This window comes from Streptomyces sp. NPDC015346 (genome assembly GCF_043078785.1).
GTDB lineage: Bacteria > Actinomycetota > Actinomycetes > Streptomycetales > Streptomycetaceae > Streptomyces.
This window is the reverse complement of record NZ_JBIBTW010000001.1, coordinates 602,633-619,629: the sequence shown is the minus strand read 5'-3', so window position 1 is coordinate 619,629 and position 16,997 is coordinate 602,633. Positions and strand designations below refer to the sequence as shown.

General features: G+C 73.9%; 14 protein-coding genes. 8 read left to right on the top strand and 6 right to left on the bottom strand.

Features of this window, described 5'->3' with window-relative positions:
* Positions 1-10: 10 nt before the first annotated feature.
* Together ACF06X_RS02765 and ACF06X_RS02760 are read right to left on the bottom strand one after the other, a co-directional pair.
* Positions 11-433, bottom strand: a complete 423-nt coding sequence (locus ACF06X_RS02765; protein ID WP_392285360.1) for an organic hydroperoxide resistance protein — start codon at positions 431-433, stop codon at positions 11-13.
* Positions 434-495: 62 nt separating this feature from the next.
* On the bottom strand, positions 496-1,515 hold the full coding sequence (locus ACF06X_RS02760) for an NADP-dependent oxidoreductase (RefSeq protein ID WP_392285359.1): 1,020 nt from the start codon (positions 1,513-1,515) through the stop codon (positions 496-498).
* A 92-nt stretch (positions 1,516-1,607) separates the two neighbouring features.
* On the opposite strand from ACF06X_RS02760, the gene ACF06X_RS02755 reads away from it, so the two are divergent.
* Entirely contained in the window at positions 1,608-2,042 is a 435-nt protein-coding gene (locus tag ACF06X_RS02755; protein WP_392285358.1) for a MarR family winged helix-turn-helix transcriptional regulator, read from the top strand.
* A 52-nt stretch (positions 2,043-2,094) separates the two neighbouring features.
* Here the strand turns inward: ACF06X_RS02755 and ACF06X_RS02750 are convergent, their stop codons facing one another.
* Positions 2,095-2,916: a hypothetical protein gene (locus ACF06X_RS02750; RefSeq protein WP_392285357.1), complete on the bottom strand. Its 822-nt coding sequence runs from the start codon at positions 2,914-2,916 to the stop codon at positions 2,095-2,097.
* A gap of 122 nt (positions 2,917-3,038) precedes the next feature.
* On the opposite strand from ACF06X_RS02750, the gene ACF06X_RS02745 reads away from it, so the two are divergent.
* The 6 genes from ACF06X_RS02745 to ACF06X_RS02720 all read left to right on the top strand — a co-directional run bounded on the left by ACF06X_RS02745 (position 3,039) and on the right by ACF06X_RS02720 (position 10,917).
* On the top strand, positions 3,039-3,641 hold the full coding sequence (locus tag ACF06X_RS02745; RefSeq protein ID WP_392285356.1) for a hypothetical protein: 603 nt from the start codon (positions 3,039-3,041) through the stop codon (positions 3,639-3,641).
* Positions 3,642-3,907: 266 nt separating this feature from the next.
* Positions 3,908-5,002 carry a rod shape-determining protein gene (locus ACF06X_RS02740; RefSeq protein ID WP_392285355.1) on the top strand — a complete coding sequence of 365 codons (1,095 nt, stop codon included), beginning with the start codon at positions 3,908-3,910 and terminating at the stop codon, positions 5,000-5,002.
* Positions 5,003-5,038: 36 nt separating this feature from the next.
* Positions 5,039-6,619 (top strand): GAF domain-containing protein, encoded by a 1,581-nt coding sequence (locus ACF06X_RS02735; RefSeq protein WP_392285354.1) that lies wholly within the window; start codon positions 5,039-5,041, stop codon positions 6,617-6,619.
* A 113-nt stretch (positions 6,620-6,732) separates the two neighbouring features.
* The gene (locus tag ACF06X_RS02730; RefSeq protein WP_392285353.1) at positions 6,733-7,944 is read left to right on the top strand and encodes a nitrate/nitrite transporter; all 1,212 of its coding nucleotides are present in this window, start codon (positions 6,733-6,735) and stop codon (positions 7,942-7,944) included.
* A 107-nt stretch (positions 7,945-8,051) separates the two neighbouring features.
* Positions 8,052-9,539 (top strand): acyl-CoA synthetase, encoded by a 1,488-nt coding sequence (locus tag ACF06X_RS02725; protein WP_392285352.1) that lies wholly within the window; start codon positions 8,052-8,054, stop codon positions 9,537-9,539.
* Entirely contained in the window at positions 9,532-10,917 is a 1,386-nt protein-coding gene (locus tag ACF06X_RS02720) for a carboxyl transferase domain-containing protein (RefSeq protein WP_392285351.1), read from the top strand. The genes ACF06X_RS02725 and ACF06X_RS02720 overlap by 8 nt, the downstream gene beginning before the upstream one ends.
* A 37-nt stretch (positions 10,918-10,954) precedes the next feature.
* Here ACF06X_RS02720 and ACF06X_RS02715 read toward each other — a convergent pair whose 3' ends face one another.
* From ACF06X_RS02715 to ACF06X_RS02705, 3 genes are all read right to left on the bottom strand, one after another.
* Positions 10,955-12,214 (bottom strand): MFS transporter, encoded by a 1,260-nt coding sequence (locus ACF06X_RS02715; RefSeq protein WP_392285350.1) that lies wholly within the window; start codon positions 12,212-12,214, stop codon positions 10,955-10,957.
* Positions 12,211-12,657, bottom strand: coding sequence for a GNAT family N-acetyltransferase (locus ACF06X_RS02710; protein WP_392285349.1), 447 nt, complete (start codon positions 12,655-12,657; stop codon positions 12,211-12,213). Before ACF06X_RS02710 ends, ACF06X_RS02715 begins: the two co-directional genes overlap by 4 nt.
* 71 nt (positions 12,658-12,728) lie before the next feature.
* Complete coding sequence (locus tag ACF06X_RS02705; protein WP_392285348.1) at positions 12,729-16,070, bottom strand: BTAD domain-containing putative transcriptional regulator; 3,342 nt, start codon at positions 16,068-16,070, stop codon at positions 12,729-12,731.
* Between the two features lie 152 nt (positions 16,071-16,222).
* Between ACF06X_RS02705 and ACF06X_RS02700 the strand changes: the two genes are divergently transcribed.
* A complete protein-coding gene (locus ACF06X_RS02700) occupies positions 16,223-16,993 on the top strand; it encodes an SDR family oxidoreductase (protein ID WP_392285347.1) in 771 nt (256 codons plus the stop codon).
* The last annotated feature ends 4 nt before the right edge of the window (positions 16,994-16,997 follow it).

Below are 16,997 nucleotides of genomic sequence, written 5' to 3'. Positions count from 1 at the left end.
TACGCGCAACTCAGACGGCGAGCTCGACCGTGATGTTGCCGCGGGTCGCCTTGGAGTACGGGCAGACCTGGTGGGCCTTCTCGATCAGGCTCTTGGCGGTCTCGACGTCCACGTTCGGGATGGTCGCCGAGATCCTGACGATGATGCCGAAGCCGTCGTCGTTCTTGCCTATGCCGACCTCGGCGGTGACCGTCGAGCCGGTGATGTCGGCCTTCTCGTTGCGGGCCACGACGCCCAGCGCGCCCTGGAAGCAGGCGCTGTAGCCGGCGGCGAAGAGCTGCTCGGGGTTGGTGCCGGCGCCGGAGCCGCCCATGGCCTTGGGCGGGTTGACGACGACATCGAGCTGACCGTCGTCGGTGGCGACACGGCCGTCCCGGCCGTTCTCGGCGGTGGCGACGGCGGTGTAGAGGACGTCGGACTGCTGAATGGACATCTGGTCTTCCTTCTGCTGGTTCGCCGCGACTCGCGCCCACGATCGCGACGGCTGAGGGAAGACTAGCCGGTCACCGAAACGATCATCTTTCCGGTGTTCTCCCCGCGGAGCAGGCCGAGGAAGGCCTCCACGCCGTTCTCTATGCCCTCGACGAAGGTCTCGCCGTACTTCAGCTCGCCCGAGCGCAGCCAGCCGCCGACCTCCTCGACGAAGCGCGGCTGCAGGTCGTAGTGGTCGCCGACGAGGACGCCCTGGAGGCGCAGCCGCTTGCCGATGATCATGGCCATGTTGCGCGGGCCGGGGACCGGCTCGGTGTCGTTGTACTGCGCGATCATGCCGCAGATGGTGGCGCGGCCGTGCACGTTGAGCGAGGAGATCGCGGCTTCGAGGTGGTCGCCGCCGACGTTGTCGAAGTAGACGTCGATGCCGTCGGGGGCGGCCTCGCGCAGCTGGTCGCGGACGGGACCGTTCTTGTAGTTGAAGGCGGCGTCGAAGCCGTACTCCTCGACGAGGAGCTTGACCTTGTCGTCGGAGCCGGCGGAGCCGATGACCCGGGAGGCGCCCTTGAGCTTCGCCATCTGGCCGACCTGGCTGCCCACCGCGCCGGCCGCGCCGGAGACGAAGACGGCGTCGCCCTCCTTGAAGGAGGCGACCTCGAACAGGCCGGCGTAGGCGGTCAGGCCCGTCATGCCGAGCACACCGAGGTAGGTGGAGAGGGGGGCCAGGTCGGGGTCGACCTTGGTGGCGTGCTGGGCCGGGACGTCGGCGTACTCGCGCCAGCCGAGGCCGTGCAGGACGTGGTCGCCGACGGCGAAGCCCTCCGCGTTCGACGCGACGACCTCACCGACGGCGCCGCCGTCCATGGGGTGGTCGAGCTTGAACGGGGGGATGTACGACTTCACGTCGTTCATCCGGCCGCGCATGTACGGATCCACGGAGAAGTGGAGGTTGCGCACCAGGATGCGGCCTTCGGCCGGCTCGGTGACGGCGGTCTCGCGGAGGGCGAAGTCCGCGGGGGTGGGCCAGCCGTGGGGGCGGGCGACGAGGTGCCATTCACGGCTGGACGCGGGAAGTACGGACATCTGCACAGCCTCCTGGAAAATTACTTCACTACCTGAAACAACCATGCCCCTGGATATTTCATGTTGTCAAGTATCTGGGTACGATGAACCCCATGGCCACCTCACGCACAGACCCCCTGACCCTCGAAGTCGTCGAGCTGATCGGCACGGTCGTGGCGCGGTACCACGAGGAGTACGAGCAGGCGGCCGCCCAGCACTCACTGACCGGCGCGCAGGCGCGGATCCTCGGCCTGCTCTGTCTGGAGCCGGTCCCGATGCGCAAGATCGCCCAGAAGCTCAAGTGCGAGCCGTCGAACGTCACGGGGATCGTCGACCGGCTCGAATCCCGCGGCCTCGTGGAGCGGCGCCCCGACCCGGCCGACCGGCGCGTCAAGCTGGCCGCCGCCACGCCGGAGGGACGGGACACCGCCCGCCGGCTGCGCGACTCGCTGGACTTCGCGCGGGAGCCGCTGGGTCAGCTCACGGAGGTCGAGCGCACCCTGCTGAGGGACCTGCTGAAGCGGATGCTGGGCGAGGACGTGCTGTAGAAGGCCGCGCGTGCTGTAGAGGACGCGCCCGGCGACCGCCGAGGGCGCGCGGCTACCAGCACCAGAAGAGGACGCAGGTGCTCTTGGTGGGCTCCGGGCTCTTCGTCGGCGGGGGCGGCGTCGCCGATCCGTCGCCGGGTGGCCCCGTCGGCGTGGTGCCCGGCTGCGAGGGGGTTTCGCTCGGCGTCGGACCGGTCTCCGAGGCCGAGGCCGAGGCCGACGGCGAGCCGGACGGCGTCGCCTCGCCCGAGGGTCCCGGCGCGCCGTCACCCGAGCCCTCGGAGTCACCGCCGTCCGATCCGCCCGATCCCGATCCACCCGAGCCGGACCCCGACCCGCCCGAGCCCGAGCCCGAGCCGTCGGAGTCCGCCCCCGCCACGCCGCGCGAGACGGTCGGACGCACCGAGGCCGGCCTGTCGACCGGGCTCGGCCCGTCCGACGGCGCCGAGGTCTCCGAGGGCACGGGCGGCAGCGAGGTCTCGACGACCTCCTCCTCCTGTACGGCGGTGGCGGCGCCGCCCTCGTCCGGGGGCGCCAGGGCCAGCTTCGCCATGCTCAGCGTTCCCGCCGCAAGGACCAGCCCGAGGGTGCCGACCAGCACGTTGCGGCCCCGGCGGCTGCGCCCACGCCGGCCCTTGCGCGACGCCGCCCGCCCGGACGCGGCGGGCCCCACGGCACCACGGCGCGCGGCACGACGGCCTCCCGGTGCGGTGCGCGGGGGCTCGACCAGGTCCAGTTCGTAGACGTGCTCGGCCGCCGCCCCGTACTCGGTCGTCTGGGGGGTTTCGTACCGCAGCTCCTCCACGGGGGTTCCGCACCCCGCACAGGCGAGGGCGCCGTTGAGATGCCGTCGGCACTGATGGCAGTAGTCCATGGCGCCCGCAGGCTACGTGTCCCCCGGACAACAGAGGTAGCCATGAAGGTGAGGATCCTGTGAGGAATCCCCAGGTCCACGGCGCGCCGTCGCGATTCTCCCGCTTCGGGCAGGATGGGCCCATGACCTCAGACGCGCCGACTGAGCCGACCGGGCCGACCGGGCCGACCGCGCCGTTCGGGCCGCGTGAGTTCCAGCTCGTGCTGCTGCGCCGGATGGCCGACCACCAGCCGGGCCTGGTCGAGGACGCCGTACGGGAGCTCGGCGCCACCCGGTCCGAGATGCGCGAGGCCAATCGGCGCTGGCAGGCGTGGGCGCATGCCCGCCGGGGCCCGGGCGAGCTGCGGCGGTACCGCTCGGTCCTCGGTGCGCCCGTGGCCCGCCGCACCGTGGCGGAGTTCGACTCCGAGATCCTCCAGTGGGACCTGCCGCTCTGGCCCGAGCTGCGCTGGGAGGTCATGATCGGCCCGCTCGGCCGCCGTACCCCGCCGAGCGTGTGGGGCGTCGGCCTCGTGCGTGCCCCCGGTCACCCCGCCCCCGAGCTGCGCACCGAGGCCGACCTGCGGCCCTGGAGCTGCACCCTCGCCGAGGTCGGCAACGCCTTCCCGCCGGCCCGCGTCCGCGACGGCAGCGCGCCCACCCGGCTGCGCCTCGACTTCACGCTGCCCGACGGGACACCGCGCGCCGCCGAGTTCACCTGGGGCCTGCTCCAGCGTCTCCTCTGACCTGACGTCCGACGTAGCGCCTGATCCGGCGTCGGCCGGTCCGCGCCCCCCGGGCGGCGCATCCCAGCGCGCGCCGCGCCCCGCGGAAACGCACGATGCGAACAGGTGCCCCGAGCACGCCGAGTACTCCCGTACCCCGATCACCCGATGACGGGGTACCCGAGCGCCCGCGTGCCCGAGGCCCCGCACACCCGCACACCCACGCACCCGTACGCCCGCACCACCTCGCTCCGTGCCAGCACCGCACGTACTCCGGAGGAACTGCCGTGACCGTCAGTCTTGAGCAGCTGCGCCGTTGCCATGTCGCCGTCGACCTGGGGGCCGCGCGGACCCGGGTCTTCGTCAAAGGCGCCGGACTCGTCGTCGACGAGCCCAGTGTCGCCGCCGTGAACACCCGTACCGGCGCGCTGATCGCCGTCGGCGCCCTCGCCGAGAAGATGACGGGCCGGACCCCCGACTACATCCGCGTCGTCCGACCGGTCTCCGGCGGCACCGTCGTCGACATCGAGATGGCGCAGCGGATGCTCCGTCACCTGCTCGGCGAGAAACTCCGCCGTCAGTTGCGCCGCAAGCCGCGGCTGCGCGCCGCCGCCTGCACCCCGCACGACAGCGACCCGCTCGCCCAGCGCGCCGCCGTCGAGACGCTCGTCGGGCTCGGCGCCCGGCGGGTCGAGCTGGTCGACACGCTGATCGCGGCGGCCGTGGGCTGCGGACTCCCGGTCGAACAGCCGACCGCGACCATGATCATGGTGTGCGGGGCGGCGACCACCCAGGTCGCGGTGCTCTCGCTGGGCTCGATCGTGACCGCCGAGCGCATCCCGGTCGGCGGCAACGCGATCGACCACGCCGTCATCCAGCACCTGCGCCACGAGCACGAGCTGATGCTGCCGAGCCAGTCCGTGCGCCCGCTGCAACTCGCCCTCCACGGCAACGGCCTGACCCTGGAGGGTCCGTCCTCCACGGAGATCCACGGCCGGGACGTGGCCACGGGCCTGGCCCGCTCGGTGACCGTCGACACCGCCGCCGTACGGAACGCGATCCACACCCCGCTGACGGCCGTGCTCGACGGGATCGGCAAGATCCTGCGCGAGTGCCCGCCCGACCTGGTGGCCGACCTCGCCGAGCGCGGCGTCATGATGGTCGGCGGCAGCGCGCTGCTGCCGGGGCTCGACCAGATGCTGCGCGAGGCCACCGGGATGCCCGTGCACATCGCCGAACGGCCGGACGTGTGCGCCATTCTCGGCCTCGGCGCGATGCTGGAGGGCAAGATCCAGCCGATGGTCCTCAACCCGCTGTCCGAATCCGAATCGGCGCGGTCCGAACCGGCGCGGTCCGAACCGGCGCGGTCCGAATCGGCATGAGTGCGGCACTGTTCCGTTCTGTACGAGAATGAGGTCATGTCGCTCTCCGACCGAGGCGTGACCGCTCCCCGGCTCCCGATGCTGCTGGAAGCGGTCCTGAGCGTCGGGAGCGAGCTCGAACTGCGGGCCACCCTCCAGCACATCGTGGACTCCGCGACCGAACTGACCGGTGCGCGCTACGGAGCGCTCGGGGTCGTCGACCCCGAGCGCCACCGGATCACCGAGCTCTTCACGGCCGGGATGACCGACGCCGAACGGCGGCGGATCCCCCGGCTGCCCGACGGGCGCACCGGGCTCATCGGCCTCCTGATCCAGGACCCGCGGCCGCTCCGGCTCGACGACCTGACGGCCGATCCGCGCTCCGGCGGCGTCCCCGAGGGCCACCCGCCGATGCGCTCCTTCCTCGGCGTCCCGATCCGCGTCCACACCGAGGTGTTCGGCAACCTCTACCTGACCGAGAAGCGCGGCGGACCCTTCACCGAGGCGGATCTGGCGCTGCTGCGGATCCTCGCCTCGCAGGCGGGGATCGCGATCGGCAACGCCCGGCTCTACGAGACCGCCCGCCAGCGCGAGCGCTGGATCGAGGGCGCGGCGGCGGTGACGACGGCCCTGCTCGCCGGAGAGCCGGCGGCGGACGCCCTGATGACGGTCGCCGAGCAGGCCCGGCTGCTCGCGGACGCCTCGGCCGGGGTCGTCCTGCAGCCCACCCCCGAGGGCGGCATGGAGATCGTCGCCGCCTCGACGGTGGACGACCCGGGCGACCTGGTCGGCACGTCGATCGCGCCGGGATCCCCCGTACTCACCCAACTTCTCGGCGGGGAGCCGGTCTTCGTGGAGGACTCGGCGACGGATCCGCGGATGACCACGCACGTACGGTCGCGGTTCGGCCCCTCGATGATGCTGCCGCTGCAGAGCGGCGGCCGCCTCATCGGCACGCTCGCCCTCCCCCGGCGGCGCGGCGGCCGCCCGTACACGGCGGTGGACCGGCTGCTCGCCTCGCAGTTCGCCTCCCAGGCGGCGCTGGCGCTGGTCCTCGCCGACGCGCAGCACGACCGGGAGCGGCTTGCGGTGTACGAGGACCGCGACCGGATCGCGCGCGACCTGCACGATCTCGTCGTGCAGCGGCTCTTCGCCACGGAGATGATGCTGGAGTCGACCCGGCGGAGAGCGGCAGCGGAGTCGCTGGATCCGGCCCAGCCGTCCGAGCCGTCCGAGCCGTCCGAGCCGTCCGAGCCTTCGGACGAGAGCGCGCTCCTGGCGCGGGCGGTGGACGAACTCGACTCCACCATCCAGGAGGTACGGACGACCATCTTCGCCCTCCAGCAGCCGCCCGCCGACGCGCCGGCCTCCTTTCGGGGGCGGGTGCTGCGGGAGACCGGCGGGGCCGCGGCCCTGCTCGGCTTCCAGCCCTCGGTCCACTTCTCCGGCGCCGTGGACACCCTGACCGAGGCCGCAGACGCCGAGCGGCTCCTCGCCGCCCTGCGCGGCGCGCTGGCGGCCGCCCACCGCCGGGCGGGCGTCACGGCCATCACGGTCGAGGTGTCGGCCGGCCAAGAGGGGCTCCGGCTGCGCGTGACGGACGACGCCGACCCGCCGACGACGGTCACCTGGCCGTAGGTCGTGCGTCACGCGCGGGAGGCCGCGCAGCACCTGTCGCAGCGAGCGGGAGGCCCCGCCCGTACGGCCCATTCCCGCGCGCCCCGCGGTCGGGTGCGATCTTGACTGGTGAGGTGGACACCGTCACGAAGCCCTCCCCCGCCGTCACACGGCCCTCCACCACGGCCTACCGGAACCTGGTCGTGGCGACCGTCGGGTTCACGCTCACCTTCTGGGCGTGGGCGCTGATCGCGCCACTCGCCGGCTGGTACGGGGACCGGCTGGCGCTCAGCTCCTTCCAGCAGTCGCTGCTCGTCGCCGTCCCGGTCCTGGTGGGCTCGGTGGGCCGGATCCCGGTCGGCGCGCTCACCGACCGCTACGGCGCGAAGCTGATGTTCCCGCTCGTCTCGGCGCTCACGATCGTGCCCGTGCTGCTGCTGGTCCCGGCGAAGAACTCGTACGTCGCCATGCTGGCCGTCGGCTTCCTCCTCGGCCTCGGCGGCACGACCTTCGCCATCGGCATCCCGCTGGTCAACTCCTGGTTCCCGCCCGCGAAGCGGGGCCTCGCGCTCGGCGTCTTCGGCATGGGCATGGGCGGGGTGGCGCTCTCCGGGTACTTCACCCCCCGCATCGCCGCGCACGGCGAGAACCTGCCGTTCTTCGTCGTGGCGATCACGCTCGCCGCCTACGCCGTTCTCGCCTTCCTCCTCATCAGCGACCGCCCCGACCGGCCGGTCCCCACGGCCTCGCTCGCCTCCCGCCTCGGCGGCGCCGGCCGGCTCCGGGTCACCTGGGAGCTGTCGGCGCTGTACGCGATCGGCTTCGGCGGCATCGTCGCGTTCGGCGTCTACCTGCCGACGTACCTGAAGACCTGGTACGCGCTCGACCCGACCGACGCTGGGACGAAGGCCGCCGGATTCGCCCTGGTCACGGTCGTCTTCCGGCCCATCGGCGGCTGGCTCTCCGACCGGGTCCACCCCGCCGTGATCACCGCCGCCGCGCTCGGCCTCGTCGCCCTGCTCGCCATCGTCCAGGCCTTCGACCCGCCGATGAACCCGGGCGGCACCGTCGCCCTGCTGTGCATGGCCGCCGGGCTCGGCACGGCCAGCGGCTCCGTCTTCGCGCTGGTCTCCCAGGTCACCCCGCAGCGACAGGTCGGCAGTGTCACCGGCATCGTCGGTGCGATGGGCGGGCTCGGCGGGTTCGTGCCGCCGCTGGTGATGGGCGCGATCTACAGCGCCAAGGACTCGTACTCGATCGGCTTCATGCTCCTGTCCGACCTGGCGCTCGCGGGCTGTGTGTACGCGTACGGGCGGATGCGGACGATCCGTCCCCAGGAGAGCTGAGGGAGGGCCGGGCGTGGCGTGAGAAAGGTCGCAGCACCGGGCGGGCGGCGCGCGAGGAGAATGCCCCTCGGCAGTATCGGCAGGAGTCGACGCGAGGAGGACGACCGTTGAGCACGCTCTTCCCGGCCCTGGTGGCCGGATCGGACCGCCCCGCACTGCGCTTCGGCGCCGATGCGCTGACGTACGGCGAACTGGCCTCGACCGCAGGGAACTTGGCCGCCCGGATCGAGGGCACGGGCGCGGGCCGGGTGGCGGTCTGGGCGACGCCGACCGCGCGGACGGCGGTCGCCGTGGTGGCGGCGCTGCTCGCCGGGGTGCCGGCCGTACCGCTCAACCCCCGTACCGGTGAGCGGGAGTTGGCGCACATCCTCACCGACAGCACGCCCGGCGTGGTGCTCGCGGGCCCGGACGACGAACTGCCCGCGGGGCTCACCGCCCTGCCCCGTATCGCGGTGGACGTGACCGCGCGGGGTGCGGCGGTGGACGGGGGCGCGCGGGGCACGGCGGCGGGCGGGAGCGCCGGAGCGGAGTCCCCGGGGCTGATCGTCTACACCTCCGGCACCACGGGGCCGCCCAAGGGCGTCGTCCTCTCGCGCCGGGCGATCGCCGCCTCGCTCGACGCCCTGGCGGACGCCTGGGCGTGGACGGCGGACGACGTCCTCGTCCACGCGCTGCCGCTCTTCCACGTCCACGGCCTGGTCCTGGGCGTCCTCGGCCCGCTGCGGCGGGGCGGCTCGGTGCGGCACCTCGGTGCGTTCTCGGTGGCGGGGGTGGCCCGGGAGCTGGGCGCGGGCGGCGGGACGATGCTGTTCGGCGTACCGACGATGTACCACCGGCTCGCCGACGCGCTGGCCGAGGACCCGGCGCTGGTGGCGGCGCTGGCCGGGGCGCGGCTCCTGGTCTCCGGCTCGGCGGCGCTGCCCGTCCACGACCACGAGCGGATCACGGCGGCGACGGGCCGGACGGTGATCGAGCGGTACGGCATGACGGAGACGCTCATGAACACGTCCGTCCGCGTCGGCTCCCCGCCCCGGCCCGGGTCCGTGGGACCGCCGCTGCCGGGCGTCGAGCTGCGCCTGGTGGACGAGGACGGGAGGCGGGTCGAGGCGTACGACGGGGAGAGCGTCGGCGAGATCCAGGTCAGGGGCCCGAACCTCTTCTCCGGGTATCTGAACCGGCCGGACGCGACGGCGGCGGCCTTCGACGGGGACTGGTTCCGGACCGGGGACATGGCTGTCCGGGAGGCGGACGGCGGTGTCCGGATCGTGGGCCGCAAGGCGACCGACCTCATCAAGAGCGGCGGCTACAAGATCGGCGCGGGCGAGATAGAGAACGCACTGCTCGACCACCCGGGGATACGGGAGGCGGCGGTGACGGGCGAGCCGGATCCGGATCTCGGGGAGCGGATCGTGGCCTGGGTGGTCCCGGCGGACGCGGCGGACCCGCCGGCGGCGGAGGAGCTGGCGGACCATGTCGCGAACCTCCTCGCCCCGCACAAGCGGCCGCGGGTGGTCCACTACCTGGCGGCGCTCCCCCGCAACGACATGGGAAAGCTGCTGAAGAAGGCGCTTCCGGGGGCGGCCCTCCATGGCTGAGCGGCTCACGGCGCGCGAGGTGATCGCGCTGGTGACGAACGACTTCACCCCCTTGCCGGTCCCGGGCGGCGGGGGCACCCACGCTCCGGAGGACATCGCCAGGGACCCCGACGGGCCGATCCGGTGGGCCGGTTATGGGGCCTCGCGGGCCAGGGCCGCCGAGGCGACCGGCGAGGAGGAGTCCGTGCTGCACGGCACGGCGACCATCGGGGGGCGCGCCGTCGCCCTGGTCGCCTTCGAGTTCGGCTTTCTGGGCGGCTCGCTCGGGCGGGCGGCCGGGGACCGGCTCGTCGCCGCGTACGGCGCGGCCCAGGAGCGGCGGATTCCGCTGGTGTCGCTGGTCGCGACCGGCGGCAGCCGGATGCAGGAGGGCATGGTCGCCCTGACCCAGCTCCAGCGCGTCGCGGCCGCGACGGTACGGCTCCGGGAATCCGGGGTCCCCCATGTCGCGGTGCTCCGCGACCCCTCCACGGGCGGCGGCTGGGCCACGGTCGGCGCCGGCGCGGACGTCGTGCTCGCCCTCCCCTCCGCGCAGGTCGCCTTCGCCGGCTCGCGGGTCCGCCCGCCGGACGCCGATCCGGCGGCGTACACGGCCGAGGACCAGTGGAAGCACGGCCACGTGGACGCGCTCGTCCGCCCGGAGGAGCTGCGCGCGGCGCTGTCGCGGTGGCTGCGCCTGCTGTCGGGCGGGAGGACCTCCACGGCACCGGCCTCCGCGTCCCCGCCGCCACCCCCGCCCCACGCTCTCGTCGACGTCGGGCCGCCCGGGACCGGATGGGCCGCCGTCAGCCGGGCCCGGGATCCGCGACGGCCGCGCTCCGGGGCCTATCTGGACGCGTACTTCGAGGAGCGGGCGGCCGTGCGCGGAGACCGGGCCGGCGGGGTGGACCCCGGGGTGGAGTGCGGGTTCGGGCTCCACGCCGGGCGAGTCATCGCGTACGCCGCACAGGACGGTTCCGCGACCCGGCCCGCCGGGTTCCGTACCGCGGCCCGGCTCGTACGGCTCGCGGACCGGCTCGGGATTCCCGTCCTGACCCTGATCGACACCCCCGGCGCCGCCAACGACGCCGAGGCGGAACGGTCCGGCGCCGGCCCGGCCATCGCGGACGCGTTCGCCGCCATCGCGGGGGCCCGCGTCCCGGTGACCTCGCTCCTGATCGGCGAGGGCGGCTCCGGCGGCGCGCTCGCCCTCGCCGCGCCCGGCAACACCTGGGCGGCGCCCGACGGTTACTTCTCCGTCATCGCGCCCGAGCTCGCCGCGGCGATCCTCAAGAGGCCGCCCGAGCAGGCCCCGGCCACCGCCGACCAGCTGCGGCTGCGCCCTCAGGACCTGGTCGAACTGGGTGTCGTCCGCGGGATCGTGACCCCCACGGCGTGAAGGGGTGGAGCAAGCAGGGGCTGGGACGGGGCCGGGCTCAGGCCGTCGGGTCGAGCGCGTCGTACCGGCGGAATCCCCGCCCGTACAGGGCGAGCAGGCCGATGGCGAGAACGCAGGCGATACCGCCGCCGGTGATCGCGACGGCCGGGGAGGTGAGGTCGGCGACCGATCCGGCGAGGAAGTCCCCGAGGCGCGGTCCGCCGGCGACGACCACGATGAAGACGCCCTGCAGCCGGCCGCGCATCTCGTCCGGGGCGGCGACCTGCATCAACGTGTTGCGGAAGATCATGGAGACGGTGTCGGAGTAGCCCGCGAGGGCGAGCAGCAGCAGCCCGAGCCAGAGCTCGCGGGTGAGCCCGAAGACCGCGATCGCGGTGCCCCAGCAGGCGACGGCGAGGAGGATCGCCTGCCCGTGGTGGCGGATACGCCCCTGCCAGCCGGAGAGCACCCCGCCGAGGAACGCACCGACCGCCGGGGCGGCGGCGAGCAGGCCGGCCGTGCGGGCGTCGCCGTCGTACCAGACCACGGCGACGACCGGGAACAGCGCGCGGGGGTGGGCGAGGATCATCGCGCAGAAGTCCGAGAAGAACGTCATACGGAGGTTGGGGCGGGTGGCGAGGAAGCGCAGCCCGTCGAGGACGGAGGCGCGCTTGGCGCCGGTCCGGTCGGGGAGCATCGAGGGCAGCCGCCACATGGCGTAGAGCGCGGCGAAGAAGGCGACGGCGTCGACGAGGTACGCGGTCTGGTAGCCGCCGATGCCGACGATGAGACCGCCGAGGCTGGGGCCGACGAGCATGCCGAAGGTCATCGTCATGGAGTTGAGCGCGTTCGCGGCCCGTAGCTGCTCCGGCGGCAGCAGCCGCGGGATCATCGAGCTGCGGGCGGGCGAGTTGAGCGCGGCGCAGACGGACTGCAGGGCCACGATCGCGTAGAGGAACCAGACGCGGTGGAAGCCGGCGAACGCGGCCGTGGCGAGCGCGGCGGACAGCACGGCGGACCCGGTGGCGCTGGCGAGCCCGAGCTTGCGGCGGTCGACGGTGTCGGCGACGGCGCCGCCGTACAGGCCGAAGACGATCAGCGGGACGAGCGAGAAGAGTCCGACGAGCCCGACGGAGAACGGCGAGCGGGTGATGTCGTACACCTGGAGCGAGATCGCGAGCGCGGTCATGCCCTGGCCGACCCACGAGACGGTGTTGCCGAACCAGAGACGGCGGTAGTGCGGGGAGGTCCTGAGCGGGGTGAGGTCCGCGAAGACCCGGCGGCTCTCCTGCCGGCTCCCCTCCTGAGTGGCGGTCACGAGACGTCGTACCGCAGTTCGGGGCGCTCCCAGTGGATCGACCCGGTGGGCGGGACGGTGCCGGTGCGGCGGGCGCCGGTGCGCAGGTAGAAGTCCTCGGCGGGCGGGTGGGCGACGACCCGCACGGAGCCGAGCCCGGCGGCGTGGGCCTGGCCCGCCATGTGTTCGATCAGCATCCGGCCGATGCCGAGTCCCTGCGCGTCGTCGGCGACGAAGGCGAGGTCGAGCTCGGCCTCGTCGAGGAGGAGGGCGTAGAACCCGAGGACGCGCTGCCGCTCGTCGACGGCGACGAAGACGGGGTGATGCTCGATGTACGTGCCTCCCACGACGTAGCCGTCGACCATGGCGGCGTAGTCGCCCCGATAGGCGGCCGATTTCCGGACGAGCCGGGTGAGCCGCTTGGAGTCGTCGGCGGTGGCACGCCGGATGGTGAGGGTGGACATGGGGCGAGTATAGGGACGCCAGGCATCCCGGCTCCTTACATTTCCGCTACGGCCGCCTCGGCCACGACCACCTACCCCGCGGCCGCCTCCGCCTCCGCCACGGCCGGCTCTCCTACGGCCGCCTCCGCCGCGGCCGCCTCGGCCACCACCGCTTCCGGCGTTGAAGCGGCGCCCTCGGTGAAGGCCGCCTCGAAGCCCTCCTCACCCAGCGCTTTTCGGGCCGACGCACTCGCTCGGTCCACGTCTCCCTGTTCGGCCGGAGGCAGCGGTGCCCCGGTCGAAGACCTGAGCCGGGCCGCCGCGCCCAGCAGGCGGGCCGCCGTATGCGCCCGGCCGGCCAGGGCGTGCGCGCCCGCCAGCCCCTCGAGGGCGAGGGCGATCGCCCGGGGGTCGCCGGTCGTCAGGGCCGTCGCGTACCCCTCCCCGTGCAGCGCCACCGCGGCCTCCGCGTCCCCGCGCAGCTCCGCCACGAAGCCGAGCTCCGCGAGGACCAGGGCGTTCGCACCGTCCAGTCCCACATTCCGGTGCCACTCCAGGACCTCCCGCATGTGCCCTTCCGCCTCGTCCAGGAGCCCCTCCTTCCGGGCGCCGAGGCCGAGGCCGAGGACCGCGTTGACCTCGCCCGCGCGGAAGCCGAGCCGGGCCGCCTCCTCGCGGGAGGCCTGGTGGTACGCCCGGGACCGCTCCAGGTCTCCCATGAGCAGCGCCGTCCGGCCGAGGCCGGACAGGAGGTCGGCCGCCTGCGTCGAGAGCCCGAACTCCCGCGCCGTCTCCAGCCCCTCCCGTTTCAGCGCCACCGCCCGCGCGTAGTCCCCGTGGATCTCGGCGACCGAGGCCAGCGGGTGCACGGACCACAGCCGCCCGCACGCGTCACCGGCACGCGCGAACAGCTCCGCTCCCGCCGCGCCGTCCGCCTCCGCGCCCGCCAGATCGCCCTTGAGGAGCCGCTGCACTGAGCGGTCGCACAGGGCCGCCGCCTCTCCCCACCGGTCGCCCAGCGCGCGGAACCCGTCGAGCGCGACGGCGATCAGCGCCTCGCCCTCCGACACGTCGCCGGTGCCGCACAGCGCGTGGGCGAGGAACCAGTGCGCCCAGGTCCTCCCGGCGGTGTCGTCCGGCGCGTACGCCTCCAGTGCCTCCTGGATCCGTCGCTTCCGGTCGGCCCCGTCGCCCGTCATCACGGCGATCCCGACGCTCCAGGCCCCGACTCGCGCCCGCCGCGCACCCTCGGCACCGGCACCGGCACCGGCGCAGGGGACGGCGAGCGCCGCCTCGACCGAGCGTCGCGCCTCGCCGAGCCGCCCGCGCAGGATCCAGTACCAGGCGAGCGCGTCGACGAGCCGGAGCGCGTACTCCCCCTCACCCGCCTCCAGCGCGCCGTCCAGGGCCCGCCGCAGATTGGCGTTCTCCCTGTCGAGCCGGTCCAGCCACTCACGCTGCCGTGCGCCTCGCAGCTCCGGTTCCGCCGACTCGGCGAGGCGCGTGTAGTACGCGAGGTGACGCGCCCGTACCGCCTCCGTCTCCGTATCCCCCGCCTCCCGCATCCGCTCCGCGCAGTACGCGGCGACGGATTCGAGCAGCCGGTATCGGGGACCGTCCGGGGTGTCCGTCACGGCCACGAGGGAGCGGTCCACGAGCCGTACGAGCAGGTCCAGCACGTCTTCGACGGCCACCTCTTCGAGGGCCACGTCTCCGACCGCTACGCCGTCACCCGCGCAGACCTCTTCGGCGGCCTCCAGGCCACACCCCTCGGCGTGGGCTGCGAGCCGGCGCAGGACGGTCCGCTCGGGTCCGGAGAGCAGCTCCCAGCTCCAGTCGATCACCGCCCGGAGGGTCTGCTGACGGGCGGGTGCGCCGCGCTGTCCCGCGGTGAGCAGCCGGAACCGGTCGTCGAGCCGTTCGAGCAGCCGGTGCACGCCGAGCGCTCGGACGCGGGTGGCGGCGAGTTCGAGGGCGAGCGGGATGCCGTCGAGCCGGCGGCAGATGCCCTCCACGGCCCCGGTGGTGGTCTCGTCGAGGACGAATCCGGGCGCGGTGGCGACCGCCCGGGCGGTGAAGAGCCGGACGGCGCCGTCGGAGGCGAGGGGTGGTACGGCCCAGAGGGTCTCCCCCGCGAGGGCCAGCGGCTCCTGGCTGGTGGTCAGGACGACGAGCCCGGGTGCGGTGCGCAGCAGGAGTTCGGTGAGGGCGGCCGCCTCGTCGATCACGTGCTCGCAGTTGTCGAGGACGAGGAGCAGCCGCTTGTCGCGCAGGACGTCGGCGAGGCGCTCGGCGGCGCCGAGGCGCCGTTCCCCCTCGGGCAGGACGCCCCAGAAGCCGTCGTCCCGGAGCCTCGTGGCCGCGGCGACGACCTCGGCCAGGTCGCCGCGGACGCCGGCGAGCTCGACGAACCACTCCCCGTCGGGGAAGGTCCCGCGCAACTGCCCCGCGGCCTCCACGGCGAGCCGCGTCTTGCCGACGCCGCCGGGCCCGGTGAGGGTGACGAGCCGCCGCGTACCGAGCAGCGCCCGCACCTCGCCGACCGCCTCCTCCCGCCCGACGATCCCGCTGAGCGGTACGGGCAGATTTCCGCGTACGTCACCGAGGACGCCGTCGCGCGCCGGCGCACCCCCGCCGACCGCACGGCCCTCACCCGATCCGGCGCTCAAGGTCGTACCCCGTCCCGCCAGTTCCTCGTCCTGGCGCAGGATCGCGCGTTGCAGGGCGGCGAGTTCGGGGCTGGGGTCCAGGCCGAGGTCTTCCGCGAGGCGGGTGCGCAGGTCTTCGTAACCGGCCAGGGCCTCGCTCTGGCGGCCCGAGCGGTAGAGCGCACGGAGCTGGACGGAGCGGAGGCGTTCACGCAGGGGGTACCGCTCCACCAACTCGGCCAGTTCGCCCACAAGTCGGGCGTGCTCGCCCGCCGCGAGGCGCGCCTCGGCGAGCTCCTCCTGGACGACGAGCCGCTCCTCCTCGAGGCGGTTCGCCGCGGCCCGGGTGAACGTCTCCTCGGCGAAGTCGGCGAACGCCGGCCCGCGCCACAGCTCCAGCGCCTCGGTCAGCAGCCCGGCCCGGACGCGCGGATCGGCCACGGCTCTGGCGCGCTCGGCGAGTGCGGTGAACCGCCGGGCGTCCAGGGCCCCTTCGGGTACGTCGAGCAGATAGCCGGGAGCCCGGGAGACGACGAGGTCGCGACCGCCGGGCTCGGCGTCCTCCAGTGCGCGGCGGAGCTGGGAGACCTTCGCCCGCAGGGCCCGCAGGGGGCTGCCGGGCGGCTCCTCGCCCCACAGGTCGTCGATGAGCCGGTGCGCGGCGACGGGCCGTCCGGCGTCGACGAGCAGCGAGGCGAGCAGGGCGCGGACCTTGAGCTCCGGGACCCGGACCTCCCGGCCGTCGTCGGTCCGTACGGCCGTCTCCCCCAGCACCCCGAATCGCATGCGGCCACCGTAACCCGGACCTCCAACTCCGCCTGCCGACACCCGAACCGGACCCGAACCCGACCCGAACCCGACCCGAGCCGGACCCGAACACCCACCCCCCAGAGTCGTCTCTGCCAGCAGGAAACGGACCGAGAAACAGGAGCAGGAACATGAGCAGCACCCGCACCCGCACCCACAACCTCACCGGCAAGACGGCCCTCGTCACCGGCGCGAGCCGCGGCATCGGCAGGGCGATCGCTCTCCGCCTCGCCGCCGACGGCGCCCGTGTCGCCGTCCACTACGCCACCAACGAGACGGCCGCGAAGGAGACGGTCGCCACGATCGAGGCGGCCGGCGGCGCCGCCTTCGCGATCCGGACCGAGCTGGGCGTCCCGGGCGACGCCGAAGCCCTGTGGCAGGCCTTCGACGCGCACGCCGACGGCGTCGACATCCTGGTCAACAACGCCGGAGTCGCGGGGCCCGGCACCATCCACGAGGTCGAGGAGGCCGACTACGACCGGGTCTTCGCGGTCAACGCCAAGGCCCCCTTCTTCATCGTCCAGCACGGCCTGCGGCGGCTGCGCGACGGAGGGCGGATCATCAACGTCTCCTCCGGCGTCACCAAGGTCGCCTTCCCCGGCATGACCTCGTACGCCGCCTCCAAGGGCGCGATCGAGGTACTGACCCTCACCCTCGCCCAGACCCTCGGCTCCCGGGGCATCACGGTCAACGCGGTGTCCCCCGGCACGATCGAGACCGACATCCACCCGTGGATGGCCGACCCCGCCGCCAAGGCGCACGCGGCCGGGTTCTCCGTCTTCGACCGGGTCGGGCAGCCGGCCGACGTCGCCGATGCCGTCGGATTCCTCGCCTCTCCGGACTCCCGCTGGGTGACCGGCCAGAACATCGACGTCAGCGGCGGCTCCGGCCTCGGTCTGTGAGGGA